Raw genomic sequence first — 16051 nt, 5'->3', positions numbered from 1 at the left:
ATGGGTCACAATCACGCACATGGCCACCAACATAACCATCCAGATTTAAAAGGAAGAAACCTCCTTATTTCTATCTTATTAAATATCATCATCACCGTAGCGCAAGTTATTGGGGGTTTAGTTTCTGGTAGTTTATCTTTATTATCAGATGCGCTGCACAATTTTAGTGATGTCTTATCGCTTATTGTAAGTTATATAGCGACCTTATTTGCAAAGAAAGAAGCTTCTACCAATAAGACCTTTGGATACAAACGTGCAGAGATTATTGCAGCCTTTGTAAACGCTGCTTCCTTAATTGTAATAGCCATTATTTTAATCAAAGAAGCTGTAGAACGTTTTTTTGAAGCGCAGCCTATTATTCAATCAAATATTGTTATCTGGCTTTCCTTATTGGGTATTGTCGCTAATGGGTTGAGTGTCTTATTATTAAAGAAAGACGCTGATAGCAATATGAACATGAAATCTGCTTATCTGCATTTATTAACAGACATGTTAGCATCCGTAGCGGTATTAATAGGAGGTTTGGTCATGAAATTTTATGAATTGTATTGGGTAGATGCTCTACTTACCTTAATTATTGCGTTTTACCTTATTTATGTAGGCTATGATCTTTTAAAAAGTTCTACACGGGTACTTATGCTTTTTACTCCCAATACCATAGAAGTAAATAAAATTGTTGAAGCATTACAGAAGATAGATACGATTAAGAATGTGCACCATGTTCATATTTGGCAATTAAATGAAGACGAAATACATTTAGAAGCTCATATAGATTTTGATACGGATATTCGTTTATCAGAGTTTGATGTTATTCTAGAAAAAATAGAAGAAGAGGTGTTTCATAAATTCGGAATTAACCATGTAAATATTCAGCCGGAATATGATAAGATTGATAACAAACAAATTATTGTTCAAGATTAAGCTATGCTAAAGGTTCAAGTAAAAAAGTTCGAAGAATTATCTACAACAGAATTGTATGCTATTTTACAATTACGAAGTGAAGTTTTTGTGGTAGAACAAGATTGTGTATACCAAGATGTAGATGGTAAAGACTTTAAATCATTACATGTTATAGGGTACAAGGATGCTGATGTAGCTGCCTATACGCGTATTTTTAATGCAGGCGATTATTTTGATGAAGCCAGTATAGGTAGGGTAGTGGTTAGTCCCAAATACCGAAAAGATGGTTTTGGTAAAGAAATTATGAACGCTTCTATTGCAGCAGTTAAAAGAGCTTATGGAGAAGATACGATTCGTATTTCTGCACAGAAATACCTTTTAAAATTTTATACATCATTAGGCTTCAATGTGGTTGGTGAGGAGTATTTAGAAGATGGTATTCCGCATATGAATATGATTAAAAATTAGCCTGTTCATAACTTGTTAATTCATGAACGGTTGTTGAATTTTTAGTACCACAATAAATATCATTTCAAGGACGGTTGTTGATTATTTCATGAACGGTTGTTGAAACTGGGATGTCACTTCGAGTGAATGATTTTGTAGCGATAGCGGAGAAATCATTCCTATCGAGAAGCTTTTATCAGGCATGGGTTCTCGATACACTTTTCCTTTCGTTTCACTTCATGAAAAGCACTCGAACTGACAATTTCGTTTTTTCTTTTAGTTTTGGTTTTTCAATGATGGTTGTTGAAATAGAACTGTCACTTCGAGTGAATGGTTTTGGAGCGATAGCGGAGAAGTCATTTGTATCGAGAAGTTTTTTATCACGCATGAGTTCTCGATACACTTTTCCTTTCGTTTCACTTCATGAAAACCACTCGAACTGACAATTTCATTTTTTTTAGTCTTGATATTTCAATGACAGTTGTTGATTTTTCAACATCATAGCAAGTACAATTTCAAGGACAGTTGTTGATTATTTCATGAGCAGTTGTTGAAACAGGGATGTCACTTCGAGTGAATGATTTTGGAGCGATAGCGGAGAAGTCATTTGTATCGAGAAGCTTTTTATCAGGCATGGGTTCTCTATATATTTTTCTTTCCGTTTCACTTCATGAAAAGCACTCGAACTGACACTTTTGTTTTTTTTCAGGTTTTATTTTTCAATGACGGTTGTTGAATTCGTATTACTACTTCTAGTACAAGTTCAAGGACAGTTGTTGATTATTTCATGAACGGTTGTTGAAATTGTACTGTCACTTCGAGTGAATGATTTTGGAGCGATAGCGGAGAAGTCATTTGTATCGAGAAGTTTTTTGTAAGGCATGGGTTCTCGATATATTTTTCCTTTCGTTTCACTTCATGAAAAGCACTCGAACTGACAATTTCGTTTTTCTTTTAGACTTGATTTTTCAATGACGGTTGTTGATTTTCAATGACAGTCCTTGAATTCTATTGCCAGTTGTTCATTATTTCATGAACAGTTGTTGAAATTGTACTGTCATTCCTATCGAGAAGCTTTTTAGTAGGTATGGGTTCTCGATACACTTTTCCTTCCGCTTCACTTCATGAAAAGCACTCGAACTGACACTTACGTTTTTCTTTTAGGTTTTATTTTTCAATGACGGTTGTTGATTTTCAATGACAGTCCTTGAATTCCATTGCCAGTTGTTCATTATTTCATGAACAGTTGTTGAAATTGTACTGTCACTTCGAGTGAATGATTTTGGAGCGATAGCGGAGAAGTCATTTGTATCGAGAAGCTTTTTATCAGGCATGGGTTCTCGATACACTTTTCCTTTCGTTTCACTTCATGAAAAGCACTCGAACTGACACTTACGTTTTTCTTTTAGGTTTTATTTTTCAATGACGGTTGTTGATTTTCAATGACAGTCCTTGAATTCTATTGCCAGTTGTTCATTATTTCATGAACAGTTGTTGAAATTGTACTGTCATTCCTATCGAGTAGCTTTTTAGTAGGTATGTGTTCTCGATACACTTTTCCTTTCGCTTCACTTCATGAAAAGCACTCGAACTGACACTTACGTTTTTCTTTTAGGTTTTATTTTTTCAATGACGGTTGTTGATTTTTCAAGATCATAGCAAGTGCAATTTCAAGGACAGTTGTTCATTATTTCATGAGCAGTTGTTGAAATTGTCCTGTTACTTCGAGTGAATGATTTTGTAGTGATAGCGGAGGAGTCATTTGTATCGAGAAGCTTTTTGTCAGGCATGGGTTCTCGATACACTTTTCCTTTCGTTTCAATTCATGAAAACCACTCGAACTGACAATTTTATTTTTTTTAGGTTTTATTTTTCAATGACGGTTGTTGAATTTCAATGGCAGTCCTTGAATCCATTGCCAGTTGTTCATTATTTAATGAGCAGTTGTTGAAACTGGGATGTCACTTCGAGTGAATGACTTAGCAGCGCTAGCGGAGAAGTCATTTGTATCGAGAAGTTTTTTATCACGCATGGGTTCTCGATACACTTTTCCTTTCGTTTCACTTCATGAAAAGCACTCGAATTGACAATTTCGTTTTTCTTTGAGGTTTTATTTTTCAATGACGGTTGTTGATTTTTCAACATCATAGCAAGTACAATTTCAAGGACAGTTGTTGATTTTTTATGAGCAGTTGTTGAAATTGTACTGTTACTTTGAGTGAATGATTTTGTAGCGATAGCGGAGGAATTATTCCTATCGACAAGCTTTTTATCAGGTATGGGTTTTCGATACACTTTTCCCTCTGGTCAAAGCACTCGAACTGACAATTTTATTTTTTTTAGGCTTGATTTTTCAATGAAGGTTGTTGAATTTCAATGACAGTCCTTGAATTCCATTGCCAGTTGTTGAAGCTGGGATGTCACTTCGATTGAATGATTTTGTAGCGATAGCGGAGAAGTCATTTGTATCGAGAAGCTTTTTGTCAGGCATGGGTTCTCGATACACTTTTCCTTTCGCTTCACTTCATGAAAACCACTCGAACTGACAATTTAATTTTTTTTTAGTCTTGATATTTCAATGACAGTTGTTGATTTTTCAACATCACATCAGGTACAAGTTCAAGGACAGTTGTTGAAATTGTACTGTCACTTCGAGTGAATGATTTTGGAGCGATAGCGGAGAAGTCATTCGTATCGAGAAGCTTTTTATCAGGCATGAGTTCTCGATACACTTTTCCTTTCGTTTCACTTCATGAAAAGCACTCGAACTGACAATTTCGTTTTTTTTAGTCTTGATATTTCAATGACAGTTGTTGATTATTTCAATGACGGTTGTTTAAATAGAACTGTCACTTCGAGTGAATGATTTTGTAGCGATAGCGGGGGAGTGATTCGTATCGAGAAGCTTTTTATCAGGCATGGGTTCTCGATACACTTTTCCTTTCGTTTCACTTCATGAAAATCACTCGAACTGACAATTTCATTTTATAATATGCTTCATAGTTTCAACGACGGTTGTTGATTTTTCAACATCATAGCAAGTACAATTTCAATGACAGTTGTTGATTTTTCAATGACAGTTATTGATTTTTCAAGATCATAGCAAGTACAATTTCAAGGACAGTTCTTTATTATTTCATGAACGGTTGTTGAATTTTCAAAGACAACTTATGAAATCATTAGAATAGAGAAGCTATTAATGCTCTTAAAACTTATAGCCAAAGCAGAACATTCACTTTAAAACCTCAGCAGAAAATAATAGTTAAAGAGTGACGTTTATGTAGTAATTCGTCTTTATCATAATACATAGATGAAAGAGGCGATTCAATCCCAAGCCAGTACCTGATTAACCTAAAGACCAACATCAAAAAAAGATGAAAAAAATACTAATTATTTTAATACTACTAGCCATTTATCAGCCTGTAGTATCACAATCAACCCCATGTGTAAAAGGTGATTCTGCTTCTTGTTTATCTTTAAAAGACCGTGGAGAAATTGTCATTACGCCCTTAAACAAATTAAGCTGTAAAAAACAAAAAGCACATTTATATGCTAAGTTTCCCAAAGTAACGAGCTATGCTGGTTATCTATTTAAAAAGATCAATGCTTGCACGGCAACGGATATAGATCCATACCATGGGCAATTAAAATTTACCTATTGTTTGCCAGAAACTTGTCAAGAACTGCGCGTTACGATATTCGATTTTAATGATCCATATTTTAAGACAGAATCAGGAAGCATTCATAAAGAGATGTATCTCATGGCTTTTGATGCTACTCCGGCATCGGTAATTATCGGAGCACATCTGGCAACAAGCATTAATCATTTTGATAAAGAAATTATTATATCTCCACGTTTTGGATCTATGGGTGGTAGCTCAGATACGGTAGGCTATTTGGCTTATGATAGCAGCAGGTATTTAATAAGTATAGAAGTTGATGATGAGAACAAAAAATTTACAGCACCTAGCCAAGTAGAACAATTTATTGCGGACTATGTACAACAAATTAAAAAATAATACACAGGCTTATTATGCATAAAAAAAGCGCCCATAAGGCGCTTTTTCCATTGCTTTTTTAAAAATTAAAGTTTTATAGGTTGTTTGTTTGCTAGATTAATATCTTCTAGCATATCCTCTGTAAATTTATAATGCCCTTTAGTCGTAATAATCCTAAACCGTTCTGATCTCATACGGCTTATGGTATCTAAAAACAACCATTTGGTCTTCAATAACCTAGGTTTTTTAGATTTTAGACTAATATCAAAAAAGTACTTTCTACCATTTTTTATCGCAACAATATCTGGAGTTATTTTGGAATCATGCCCTTTTCTGGTGTATGATTTCGGAGTCTCGTAACCTTCAATATCAGCTTTAATGTGCTCAAATCCGGTAGCCTGCAAATGGGTCACCGATTTTTCAATTAAGTTCTTGTTTTCTAGTTTTTCAGATTCGATCATAATCTTGAAAGTACGTAATATCTACACCACTACAAAATAATAAGCATTGATTAACAGTGTGTTAAGGTTTTTAAGGCTTTAGATTTTACCCTTAATAACACCGTTAAGTTCTTGTTAGGAATACCGTGTAACTAAAAAAATAACCTTAATTTTAGGGCTGACCATTGCTATCAAATTTGTGTCCATGAAAAAAATTAGTTCTATTATTACCTTTCCCTTCCTACTATTCACTTTATTTTCTTGCTCTAGTGATGATAAAAATGATGCTGTTTTAGTGGATGATATTGCAACTATACGATCAGAATACGCCCCAGATAAGCGGGTAGCTTTATTTGATGTTTCTGCCTATAGAATAAAAAATAACTATACGCTATATGGAGAAAGTAACCTTCCTGAAGCTGTAACGGCATTAAGAGAACGTTTAACAGCAGAGGGAATAGAATTTGTAGACGATATAAAAATATTACCTGAAGAAGATTTAAAAGATAAAACTTTTGGTCTGGTTACCATATCTGTAGCCAATTTAAGAAGCAATCCTAAACATTCGGCAGAACTAGGCACACAAGCAACATTAGGGACGCCTGTAAAAATAATTAAGAAAGACGGGTCGTGGTCCTTGATTCAAACGCCAGACCAGTATTTATCATGGGTAGATGATGGCGGAATTGTAGCTATGAATGCAGCCGATTATCAGCATTGGAAAGATGCACAAAAGATAATCTATACTAAGATTAGTGGAAATACGTATACCATGCCAGATGAAAACTCTCAAGTAGTTTCTGATATTGTTGCAGGGGGAATTCTAGAATTGCTTGTAACGGATGAAGATGAAGAAAGTGATTTTTTTATGGTAAAGTACCCAGATGGGCGAGAAGCTTACGTTGCTAAAACCGAGGCTAGCTGGTACAGAGAATGGTTGGCAACTGCAGAACCAAGTCAAGAAAACTTAGTGGCTACTTCTAAACAATTAATGGGCGTACCGTATTTGTGGGGTGGCACTTCTACCAAAGGAGTAGATTGTAGCGGTTTTACAAAAACCATTTACTTTTTAAACGGAATGATTATTCCTCGTGATGCATCGCAACAAGTACATACGGGGGAACTGATTGATACCAAAGAAAATTTTAAAAAACTCCTTCCTGGAGATTTATTGTTTTTTGGGAAACCAGCTACGGATGATAAAACCGAAATAGTGGTGCATGTAGGGATGTGGATAGGCAATAATGAGTTTATACATTCCTCAGGGCAGGTACATATAAGTAGTATGGATAAAAAGGCCGATAATTATGATGAAGCCAATCACGATAGGTTTTTACGAGCAAAACGTGTGGCAAAAAGTACGGTGGGCGCGCTTGTAAATTTGAAGCAGACGCCTGTTTTTAATGACTAGCACCAGTTCAAATTATTCATAAAAAAAGGTCCTACAACAGTGTTATAGGACCTTTTTTTATGAGAGCAGTTACTTATTCGTTTTCTTTCTCAATCACTTGGTGTGTTTTTAACCACTCTTCGCCTTTGGCATCTAAAAAGAAATCCATCCATACATAATACATCACTTTTTCTTTAGCTACCGTTACAGAATGGCTAGAGCCTAACGGAATATGTAATAAAGCATATTCCTCTAAAGGCGTATGCTCATCATCTGCATAAACAATCACATCATTTTCAGAAAGTCCTAAAAATAGTTGTTCTAACATAGGATGCTCATGCGGGTCTACTTTATCTGGTCCTGTTGTTTGTACCGTTCCCATGGCAATTCTAGGAATAATCTTATTAGGCATTATTGTTCTACTCACCGTATTTGGGCTCTTTATAGGCTCCGTATACGGCTCGCAATCGGTAAACTTCTTATAATATACCTGTTGCGTATTCTCTTTAGGAAACGTCTCTAAATCAATAAGATCTTGCTTGCTTAGTTTGCTCGCTATTCTTAAATAATGAAGCGTATCATTTGCACTTGTTTTTAGTTGAATCTCTTCAATGGCATTAGGCAATAAAATAGTTTCAGGCACAATAGCATATTCTGTTCCTGCAGCGGTTACCGTCCCATTCCCTTTAAAAAATAAGTAGATTAATTTATTGCCATCTGCTGTAGCATCTAAGACGGTGTTTTTTCCTGTTAGCGCAATATGCTCTACATGGATGCCTTTAATTTCATCTGCTAATATGGTTTTAGCGTATTGCTGACTGTATTGTGGTAATAAAGTGTTTAGATTCTCTACTGGAATTTCTTGAGCAGTAAGGCCCATCATTGTGGTTACTAAAAATGCGCCTAGTAACACTGGAAAATTTTTTTTCATCATTTTCAAAATTAGGACGATAATATACAAACTTAAAAGACTGCCAAACATTTAAAAACCAACTTTTTAGGCAATTAGATCATTTTTTAACGAAATTCCAGTTTTCTATGTATTTCTATAGGGAATCAGTTGCAGAGAAAAAGAGGATGTATAGGTATTAATTAGGGTAATAATCAATCACTTCTAAGGCCTCATCTACTAAGTACACATAGTTGTAATGCAATTTATCATTCTTATCAAAATTACCGTCTTTATTGGTGTCTTCAATACTTTTTACATACAAACGGTCTATTTCTGGTATGATCTTCCACTCTAGTAATTCATGATTTTTTGGCATCAAACGTTTAAAACTAGAGCCGTCTATTTTGCTGATATATAGGGTTTTTATATCCATACCATCTAAGGCGCCATCGTTATTCGTATCAGCATCAATCACGTCATAAATAAATAGCTGTTTGCCTGTTTTCTCATACAAGTCCCATAGGAAATGAGCAGACGTAATCACCATATTTTTATCGGTAAGCGGTACAAGTTTGTTGGTGCCTGCTTCTTCAAACTTTATATTTTTTAGCGTTCCGTTTAGGGTATAATTGTTGTATTCTGCAATACTAAAGTTAGTGCCAGCGGCATAACTCCATGAACTCGATGATAGCTTACGATCCTTAGCATACAATTGTAATTCGCCTATAGGATGCATTAAAAAGTTAGTACTGTCTATCAGAATAGGTAAATCTGCCACAACAATCACAGACGTGTCTTTTACAAGCGTTTTAGCTTCTTGGTCCGTATAGACTACTTTTGGTTTTTTCTCTTGAGTACAAGAGGCTAGAAATGTTAGGCTTAATAGGGTGATAATAATGGCTTTCATGTGGATTAGTTTTTTAGATTGATGATTCAAAACTAAGTCCTTTTCATGAAGATGAATACAAGAAACGAGGGAAGTAGCACTTTCCTTGAGGGAACAGGTTTTTTTAGGGTGATGTTGTACATTTTTAATACAATCAATAGCAACTAATTATCAATTACTTAAATAAAATTAGGTTGCAGGAATACTATTTTATCAGAAGCTCCTTTATCAAACCTTGGAATGGTCTAACTATTGAAAATCAGCATCTAAAATTTCCACCATGGTTTTTTCTTTGGTTTTTCTAGCGTAATTTTTGTTTTTAAAAACTCAAAATATTTAGGGTCGTCATCCGCAAATAATTCCTCACCTTCTAGCGCATACGCTCTGGTAAGCTCGTCTGCGGCTCTATCTAAATTTCCGGTTTCAAACTGACATTGTCCAAGCCTTAAGTGTATAAAAGGATTGCCGATGCCATTAGGGCAATGCATGGCATTGCTGAGGTTCTCTACACCCGCCTGAAAATCTGCACCTAAAAAATTAGCATCGCCAATGGCCACCAAGATCCAAGTGGTAGCTTCCCAATCTGTTTTGGGCTCTGGTACTAGATCATAAGCATTCCAGTATGCGGTAAGGGCATCGCTATAATTACCCGTTTCAGCAAAGGCATCGCCTTGCTCAGATAATTTTTCTATTTCAAGATGTAGGTTTTCGTCTAATGTTTTCATTTTACTTTTATTTCAAGTGTTCTTTAAAAAAAGCGATAGTTCTGCTCCATGATAAATCGGCCGCTTCTTTATCAAATCTTGGGGTAGTGTTATTATGAAACCCGTGGTTTACTTTAGGGTATATATAAACTTGATACGGAATAGCATTAGCTTTTAATTCGGCTTCATAAGCAGGTATTCCTGCATTTACACGTTCGTCTAATTCGCCATATTGTAAGAGTAGCGGTGCTTTAATTTTGGCAACATCTTCTGCTTCGGGTTGTCTACCGTAATACGGTACCGCAGCGCCAAGCTCAGGAATACGTACCGCCATCATATTGGCAATCCACCCACCAAAGCAAAAACCAACAACGCCTATGTGCCCATTGCAGTCTTTGTGTGCTTTTAAGTATTCATAGGCCGCAATAAAATCTTCCAACATTTCTGCTTGGTTCCGTTCTTTTTGCAAGGCTCTTCCATCATCATCATTTCCAGGGTAGCCGCCAAGCGGAGTTAAGGCATCAGGAGCTAGACTTATAAAATCCGCTACGGCTACGCGTCTGCCTACATCTTCTATATACGGATTTAGACCTCTGTTTTCATGAACCACGATTACTCCAGGAAGTTTGGTTTTAATATCCTTAGGTTTAGAAAGTAAGCCTTTTATAGTACCACCACCTTTAGGAGAATCATAGGTAATATAGTCAGAATCTAAGCTAGGATCATTGGGTTGCACCAGTAAGGTATCTTTATAGTTGGGCGACATAAAGCTTAATAAAGAAGCTACCGTAAGACCACCCACCGCGTAGAGCGATAGTTTTTCTGCAAATTGCCTACGGTCTAATTTATTGTGCGCATAATCATCATACAAATCAAATACCTCTTGAGAAATAGCCTCCTTTTTTAAATCTTTCATAGCCCTATTGTTTGTGAGTAGGAAAGTTAAGAAATTTTTTATTGATGTTTTAATACAAAAAGGCACTATGTGTAAACGATAAACGAAAGGGCATACCGCTATAATAAAAACCAACGCCTACAGCTCACTACCGACCAAATGCACAGAGTTCCGCCAAGCGGAAAATAGTGTACGTGTCATTAATCGAGGTAGTTTTACCGCTTAGCGGATATTTTCCAAGACAACGAAAAACAGTGTCGTTGAGCGAATGAGAACCTAGTAAAACAAGAGGTACTGCGTTATACTAGTGTAACAAATTACAAGACATGAAAACTTTACTTATCACTATCTTTTTAATCTTTATCGGAGTAACTGCTCAAGCACAAGAGACTACTAAAGAAGTGAAAGTAGAAACGACAACAAAAACTATCGTTACAACAACAAACTACGAAACGTCTACGGCACGTTTATATATGCACAAAAATTCTAGAGTTAAAAAGGAATTGTCTTTCACTACAAAAGCGAACAAGACTAAATTGTCTTAATACGCCCAATCAATACAATTTTTCTTTAATTCCCATTAGATTTTTTCACCTCTTACATCAAACGGAAATAGAACAGCAAAGCAATTATCTTTAAATCTATTTTGAAGATAAACGCTTTAACTCAGCATCTAACTGGTTTATTCTAGCCTCTAACTTCGAAGCAAATTTTGGGTATTGTTTTAAAAATACATACGAAACCTTCCAGAAATACACAGAAACACTATAAGGTATTAATAGTGGCGGAATATTAATATGATCAGCTAACAAATTATACCCTGTATCTGAACTATCAAATCTTCTAATGAACAATTCTTCATCTAGCAATACAATTACTACATCTCCTTGAACAAGATCTTTTGGCGCTACATGTTCGCCAACAACAACATCGTTAAGAAACAATCCTTCACCATTCGATTCCATAAATAAATCTTGAACGGTATAGGCTAATAAATGAACGCTAGCTTCTACAGGTATTTTAATTTTAGGTAAGGAGCTATAACTTTGTGAACTTTTAAATTCTTCAATAAAAATTTTACGATTGAGAGCATTAACGAATGGTACCTCTGAAAAACCTGCTTTTACAATTTGATTTACATCTGTAGTTATATCACTATCAAAACGCAATAATTGGTTAACAGTTATATCTTTAGTTAGCATATCATCAATAGATATACTAAAATAATTAGCAACTTTTATAATCGTATCAATCTTAGGTTCGCTCCTGCCCTCTTCATAAGCACCTAAAGTTGCTCTTTTTAAATGGAATACATTTGCAAAAGCTTCTTGACTTAATCCTTTTATTCCTCTAATTTTTTTTATATTTTTCCCGAAGAACGACATAATTCAGCTAATTAAATTTGCAATTTAAGCGGCAATAGTTATATTTGAGACATCAAAAGTAACAATTTTTAGAGAAAACAAAGATAGTTCTAAAATAATTAGCAAAAACTTATAAGGATGAAAGCTCTGAAAAGTCAGAAAAATTCGTAAAAATCTATGAAAAAACAATTTAAAATTATTAAAAATTACTTGCTTGAGTTGAACTATAACATTACTCATGAAAACGAGAAAGATGGAATTTTAATGATTCAAAATGAGGATGAAGGCATCAACAATTTGATTATAGGAATTGCTAGCCCAATTTTAATAATTGAGCAGTATATTTTTAAAATTACAAAGCCAAGTGAAGATATCTTTAAACAATTATTACAAAAAAACAGAGACATTATACATGGTGCTTTTGTTTTAGATGAAACAGGAGAAAAAGTAATTTTTAGAGATACATTACAAATTGAAAACCTTGATTTAAACGAATTAGAAGGTTCTATAAACTCTCTAAGCTTATTGTTAAGTGAATATTCTGAAAACATAATTCAGTTTTCTAAAGCCTAATTACAAACTATTAATAAAAAAACATGAATATATTTAAAAGATTATTTAACGTAGGTAAAGCTGAAGCTCATTCTGCTATTGATAAAATGGAAGATCCTATTAAAATGACTGAACAAGGCATTAAGGACATGAAAGGTGATTTAGGCGAGGCTCTTGAAGGGCTTGCTCAGGTAAAAGCTATGCTAATTCGTTCTCAAAACGAAAAAGTACAGTTCGAAACAAAAGCTAAAGATTACCAAAATAAGGCTATGTTAATATTGCAAAAAGTAGGTAAAGAAGAACTTTCTAACGAAGATGGAGATCGTTTAGCGACTGAAGCTTTAGTTAAAAAAGAAGAAAACGCAGAACATGCAAACCGTTGTACTGTTGAAGTCGAAAAATTTTCTCAATCAGTTTCTCAATTAGAAACTAATGTAAATGTTTTAAGAAATAACATTAGCAAGTGGGAAAATGAACTAAAAACCCTTAAAGCTCGTGTAAAAGTTTCGAAAGCTACCAAAAACTTAAATAAGCAAATGGCAGCAATTGATAGTTCTAGCACTGTAAACATGTTAGAAAAAATGAAAGAGAAGGTTACTGAAGAAGAAGCCTTGGCTGAAGCTTATGGAGATATTGCAAACGAATCTAAAAGTATTGATGAAGAGCTTGATAAAGTTTTAGATGGCAAACAAATAAATGCCGAAAATGACCTTGAAGCCCTTAAGAAAAAAATGGGGTTATAATATTAGTTCAATACTATAACTTCGGTAAACAACAAGCTCTTCTTTAACCAAAGAAGAGCTTGTTGTTTATTTACAATACCAATATTTAAAAAAATAATACGTTAATAGTAAACCTTTCAAAATTAGTTTTTAACAGTTATAATATGCGTGTTAATTCGGCAACGAACTTTTTTAATTACTTTAAAGATTGTTATAAGCTAGACTATAAAGAGTTTACGGTAAATAACATATTAAATAATAAGTATAAATTTAAGTGGTTTGTAAAAGATAATGAGCAGCTGATAAATCAAAAATCACCTATAATTTATTATGACAATAAAGACCTTGAAAAGCTAGAGAAAGAACTACTCTTATACAAATTAGAAAAATCATTGTATTATGCTAGTTTTTATTTTATAGGAAAAGAAACACCAACAGGGCTTAGTACTGATCCTATAATTTGTAGCCCTTTAGTATTATACCCCTGTGATATTGTAGAAAAAGATGATGATAAATTCATTAGAATAAATCAAAACGACTTTTTATTAAATACTTCTTTTTTAAATAAAATTGCTAAAGATGATGTTTCAAAAGATAAGTTAGAAAACAGGCTAACAGAGCTATTTTCTGATAAAATTGAAGATGCATTCGAAATAGAAAAAGCTTTCAATTCATTTGCTCAAAATATAGATACTTCAGAGCTTACTTTTTTTCCTCAAAACTGGAATATTACAAAAATAAGGAAGCAACTTAAAGACCATACCACCGAAGAGCCTTTTAAAATTGTTCCGGCTAGCGGAACTGTATTTATCGAAAAATCGATTGCTTCTACAAAAATCATTAACGATTTAGAAAGTATTGCAAGTAATAACGAGTTTAACGCAGCTTTAAAAGAATTATTCAACCAAACAACAAGTACAAATAGCCCATCAGAAACTTACCTTGAAAACAGACTAAACCCAGAGCAGTTAAAAGCCCTTTACAATAGTCAAAAATATAATAACTCGGTAATTATTGGCCCACCTGGCACAGGAAAATCATATAGTATAAGTGCTATTGCTATAGATGCTATTCTTAAAAAAAAATCAGTACTTGTAGTCTCTAAAACTAAACAGGCTGTTGAAGTAATTAGAGAGAACCTGATAAAAGATTTTGAGTTAAAGGACTTACTTATTCACACCTCTGGTAATCGGTTTAAAATAAGTTTAAAATCTAAAATTAAGAAGAAAATTAGTGGCATTGTATCAAGAACTTATACTGACTCAAGCAACATACATTCTTTACATAAAAGATCAAAGACACTCATTACAAAGTATGAAAAGATAGTTGCTAAAGAATTAAAACTTTCGAACCTGACTTTTAAAGATAAATTGACTTTAAAGGAAAAAGTTCATCGAATACTATTACAGTTTATTAAAAACGAAAATCTCGATTTTTTAAATACAATACATTATGTAAATATAAACACAAGCCTCATTGTTAGTGAGCTTAAAACATATGTTAAAAACTTAAGCCTTGAGCAGAGTAATAAAAATGCTGCTAAAAATAGGCAAACACTAGTGCGCTATTACGATGCATTATCCGCATCTAGTTTTAGTGAATCAAAAAAAATAATTGAAGAACTAGATTTTACGAAAATCCTTGAAGTTTTTCCTCTTTGGCTGGCTCATTTATCAGAATTAAACACTGTCTTTCCATTAAAAAAAGAAATATTTGATTTAGTAATTATAGATGAAGCAACACAATGCGATATTGCTACTGCGCTACCTGCTATTTATAGAGCAAAACACGTTGTTATTTGCGGAGACCCAAATCAATTAAGGCATTATTCATTTATTGGTAAAGCACAACAGTTAACTTTACTAGACAAACATAAGCTACCTAAAGACCCTATTTTTGACTATAGAAATAGAAGCATTTTAGATATTTATATAAGTAAAGTTTCTAACCAAGATCAAGTTACTTTTTTAAGAGAACACTACAGATCTACACCTTCATTGATAGAGTTCAATAATCAAGAATTTTACGATCAACAATTAGAAATAATAAAATCGACAACTGAGTTCACTTCTAAAAAACAAATTGAAATAAATTATATTAATGGTGAGCGTAACATCCAAGGTGTTAATGTAAAAGAAGCAAATAAGGTAATTGAAAAACTTACCGAGCTTATTAAACTGCATGAGGGTAATGCTACAGTACCTTCTTTAGGTATTATTACGCCATTTGCAAACCAAGCAAAACACATCAATAAATTAATTGGTGATAAATTTGATATAACAATTATAAAACGCTTTGATTTGCTTTGTGGTACACCCTATAATTTTCAAGGTTCAGAAAGAGAAATTATTCTTATTTCTTTTACTGTTTGCAAAAACACACACCATTCTGCTTATAACCATTTAAATAAAAGCGAGGTCTTAAACGTAGGTACTACAAGAGCTAAATCATTTCAATACATATTTACATCTGTCGCTAAAAAAGATTTAAAACAAGATTCTCTATTTTTAAAGTATTTAAGTTTTATTGAAAATTATCAGTATCAGAAAAAGGAAAACGAATTATCTGAAGATGTTTTTCAAAAAGAAATTACATCTTATTTAAATAGTATTGAAATTAAAGAAATTAATTGCGGATACCCTTATGCGGGGTCTATTTTGGATGTATTTTTCACTCATAATGATGAAAATTACTTTATAGACCTTATAGGGTATCCTGGTCAATTTTATAATGCATTTACTATAGAACGTTACAAAACTTTTGCAAGAGTTGGTATTCATACAATACCATTACATTATCGATTTTGGAGTGAAAATAAAATACAAGCTAAAGCAAAACTAAAACAACTCATAAACAAATAA

The 16051-nt window shown here is 33.6% G+C and carries 14 protein-coding genes; 8 read left to right on the top strand and 6 right to left on the bottom strand.

Going from position 1 to position 16051, the window contains the following annotated elements:
• The 3 genes from GQR94_RS08170 to GQR94_RS08160 all read left to right on the top strand — a co-directional run bounded on the left by GQR94_RS08170 (window position 1) and on the right by GQR94_RS08160 (window position 5366).
• On the top strand, window positions 1-921 hold the full coding sequence (locus GQR94_RS08170; RefSeq protein ID WP_158975028.1) for a cation diffusion facilitator family transporter: 921 nt from the start codon (window positions 1-3) through the stop codon (window positions 919-921).
• Between the two features lie 3 nt (window positions 922-924).
• Window positions 925-1368 (top strand): GNAT family N-acetyltransferase, encoded by a 444-nt coding sequence (locus tag GQR94_RS08165; RefSeq protein WP_158975027.1) that lies wholly within the window; start codon window positions 925-927, stop codon window positions 1366-1368.
• A gap of 3353 nt (window positions 1369-4721) precedes the next feature.
• Entirely contained in the window at window positions 4722-5366 is a 645-nt protein-coding gene (locus GQR94_RS08160) for a hypothetical protein (RefSeq protein WP_158975026.1), read from the top strand.
• A gap of 65 nt (window positions 5367-5431) precedes the next feature.
• On the opposite strand, the gene GQR94_RS08155 is transcribed toward GQR94_RS08160, so the two are convergent.
• Window positions 5432-5806 (bottom strand): hypothetical protein, encoded by a 375-nt coding sequence (locus GQR94_RS08155; RefSeq protein ID WP_158975025.1) that lies wholly within the window; start codon window positions 5804-5806, stop codon window positions 5432-5434.
• Between the two features lie 184 nt (window positions 5807-5990).
• Here GQR94_RS08155 and GQR94_RS08150 point away from each other — a divergent pair, with 184 nt between their 5' ends.
• Window positions 5991-7196: an SH3 domain-containing C40 family peptidase gene (locus GQR94_RS08150; RefSeq protein WP_158975024.1), complete on the top strand. Its 1206-nt coding sequence runs from the start codon at window positions 5991-5993 to the stop codon at window positions 7194-7196.
• Window positions 7197-7269: 73 nt separating this feature from the next.
• On the opposite strand, the gene GQR94_RS08145 is transcribed toward GQR94_RS08150, so the two are convergent.
• The 4 genes from GQR94_RS08145 to GQR94_RS08130 form a co-directional block, all read right to left on the bottom strand.
• On the bottom strand, window positions 7270-8109 hold the full coding sequence (locus GQR94_RS08145; RefSeq protein WP_233268658.1) for a hypothetical protein: 840 nt from the start codon (window positions 8107-8109) through the stop codon (window positions 7270-7272).
• A gap of 154 nt (window positions 8110-8263) precedes the next feature.
• A complete protein-coding gene (locus GQR94_RS08140) occupies window positions 8264-8974 on the bottom strand; it encodes a hypothetical protein (RefSeq protein WP_158975023.1) in 711 nt (236 codons plus the stop codon).
• A 245-nt stretch (window positions 8975-9219) separates the two neighbouring features.
• Window positions 9220-9678 carry a hypothetical protein gene (locus GQR94_RS08135; protein ID WP_158975022.1) on the bottom strand — a complete coding sequence of 153 codons (459 nt, stop codon included), beginning with the start codon at window positions 9676-9678 and terminating at the stop codon, window positions 9220-9222.
• A 7-nt stretch (window positions 9679-9685) separates the two neighbouring features.
• The gene (locus GQR94_RS08130) at window positions 9686-10573 is read right to left on the bottom strand and encodes a dienelactone hydrolase family protein (protein ID WP_158975021.1); all 888 of its coding nucleotides are present in this window, start codon (window positions 10571-10573) and stop codon (window positions 9686-9688) included.
• Window positions 10574-10878: 305 nt separating this feature from the next.
• On the opposite strand from GQR94_RS08130, the gene GQR94_RS08125 reads away from it, so the two are divergent.
• Complete coding sequence (locus GQR94_RS08125; protein WP_158975020.1) at window positions 10879-11097, top strand: hypothetical protein; 219 nt, start codon at window positions 10879-10881, stop codon at window positions 11095-11097.
• Window positions 11098-11193: 96 nt separating this feature from the next.
• Here the strand turns inward: GQR94_RS08125 and GQR94_RS08120 are convergent, their stop codons facing one another.
• Window positions 11194-11937 (bottom strand): helix-turn-helix domain-containing protein, encoded by a 744-nt coding sequence (locus tag GQR94_RS08120; RefSeq protein WP_158975019.1) that lies wholly within the window; start codon window positions 11935-11937, stop codon window positions 11194-11196.
• 156 nt (window positions 11938-12093) lie between these two features.
• Here GQR94_RS08120 and GQR94_RS08115 point away from each other — a divergent pair, with 156 nt between their 5' ends.
• The 3 genes from GQR94_RS08115 (at window position 12094) to GQR94_RS08105 (ending at window position 16051) form a co-directional block, all read left to right on the top strand.
• Window positions 12094-12489: a molecular chaperone Tir gene (locus GQR94_RS08115; protein WP_158975018.1), complete on the top strand. Its 396-nt coding sequence runs from the start codon at window positions 12094-12096 to the stop codon at window positions 12487-12489.
• 23 nt (window positions 12490-12512) lie between these two features.
• Window positions 12513-13211, top strand: a complete 699-nt coding sequence (locus GQR94_RS08110) for a PspA/IM30 family protein (RefSeq protein ID WP_158975017.1) — start codon at window positions 12513-12515, stop codon at window positions 13209-13211.
• A 143-nt stretch (window positions 13212-13354) separates the two neighbouring features.
• Entirely contained in the window at window positions 13355-16051 is a 2697-nt protein-coding gene (locus GQR94_RS08105) for a DEAD/DEAH box helicase (RefSeq protein ID WP_158975016.1), read from the top strand.

It is taken from the genome of Cellulophaga sp. L1A9, from assembly GCF_009797025.1.
Lineage (GTDB): Bacteria > Bacteroidota > Bacteroidia > Flavobacteriales > Flavobacteriaceae > Cellulophaga.
Note: the sequence above shows the minus strand (reverse complement) of the source record. Positions and strands in the feature narration are given on the sequence as shown.

What these genes read in the sequence shown, in the direction of transcription:
- GQR94_RS08105 (WP_158975016.1), top strand. Translation starts at nt 13,355, where the DNA reads ATGCGTGTTAATTCGGCAACGAACTTTTTTAATTACTTTAAAGATTGT.
- GQR94_RS08165 (WP_158975027.1), top strand. Translation starts at nt 925, where the DNA reads ATGCTAAAGGTTCAAGTAAAAAAGTTCGAAGAATTATCTACAACAGAA.
- GQR94_RS08140 (WP_158975023.1), bottom strand. Translation starts at nt 8,974, where the DNA reads ATGAAAGCCATTATTATCACCCTATTAAGCCTAACATTTCTAGCCTCT.
- GQR94_RS08125 (WP_158975020.1), top strand. Translation starts at nt 10,879, where the DNA reads ATGAAAACTTTACTTATCACTATCTTTTTAATCTTTATCGGAGTAACT.
- GQR94_RS08135 (WP_158975022.1), bottom strand. Translation starts at nt 9,678, where the DNA reads ATGAAAACATTAGACGAAAACCTACATCTTGAAATAGAAAAATTATCT.
- GQR94_RS08155 (WP_158975025.1), bottom strand. Translation starts at nt 5,806, where the DNA reads ATGATCGAATCTGAAAAACTAGAAAACAAGAACTTAATTGAAAAATCG.
- GQR94_RS08130 (WP_158975021.1), bottom strand. Translation starts at nt 10,573, where the DNA reads ATGAAAGATTTAAAAAAGGAGGCTATTTCTCAAGAGGTATTTGATTTG.
- GQR94_RS08120 (WP_158975019.1), bottom strand. Translation starts at nt 11,937, where the DNA reads ATGTCGTTCTTCGGGAAAAATATAAAAAAAATTAGAGGAATAAAAGGA.
- GQR94_RS08170 (WP_158975028.1), top strand. Translation starts at nt 1, where the DNA reads ATGGGTCACAATCACGCACATGGCCACCAACATAACCATCCAGATTTA.
- GQR94_RS08115 (WP_158975018.1), top strand. Translation starts at nt 12,094, where the DNA reads ATGAAAAAACAATTTAAAATTATTAAAAATTACTTGCTTGAGTTGAAC.
- GQR94_RS08145 (WP_233268658.1), bottom strand. Translation starts at nt 8,109, where the DNA reads ATGATGAAAAAAAATTTTCCAGTGTTACTAGGCGCATTTTTAGTAACC.
- GQR94_RS08160 (WP_158975026.1), top strand. Translation starts at nt 4,722, where the DNA reads ATGAAAAAAATACTAATTATTTTAATACTACTAGCCATTTATCAGCCT.
- GQR94_RS08150 (WP_158975024.1), top strand. Translation starts at nt 5,991, where the DNA reads ATGAAAAAAATTAGTTCTATTATTACCTTTCCCTTCCTACTATTCACT.
- GQR94_RS08110 (WP_158975017.1), top strand. Translation starts at nt 12,513, where the DNA reads ATGAATATATTTAAAAGATTATTTAACGTAGGTAAAGCTGAAGCTCAT.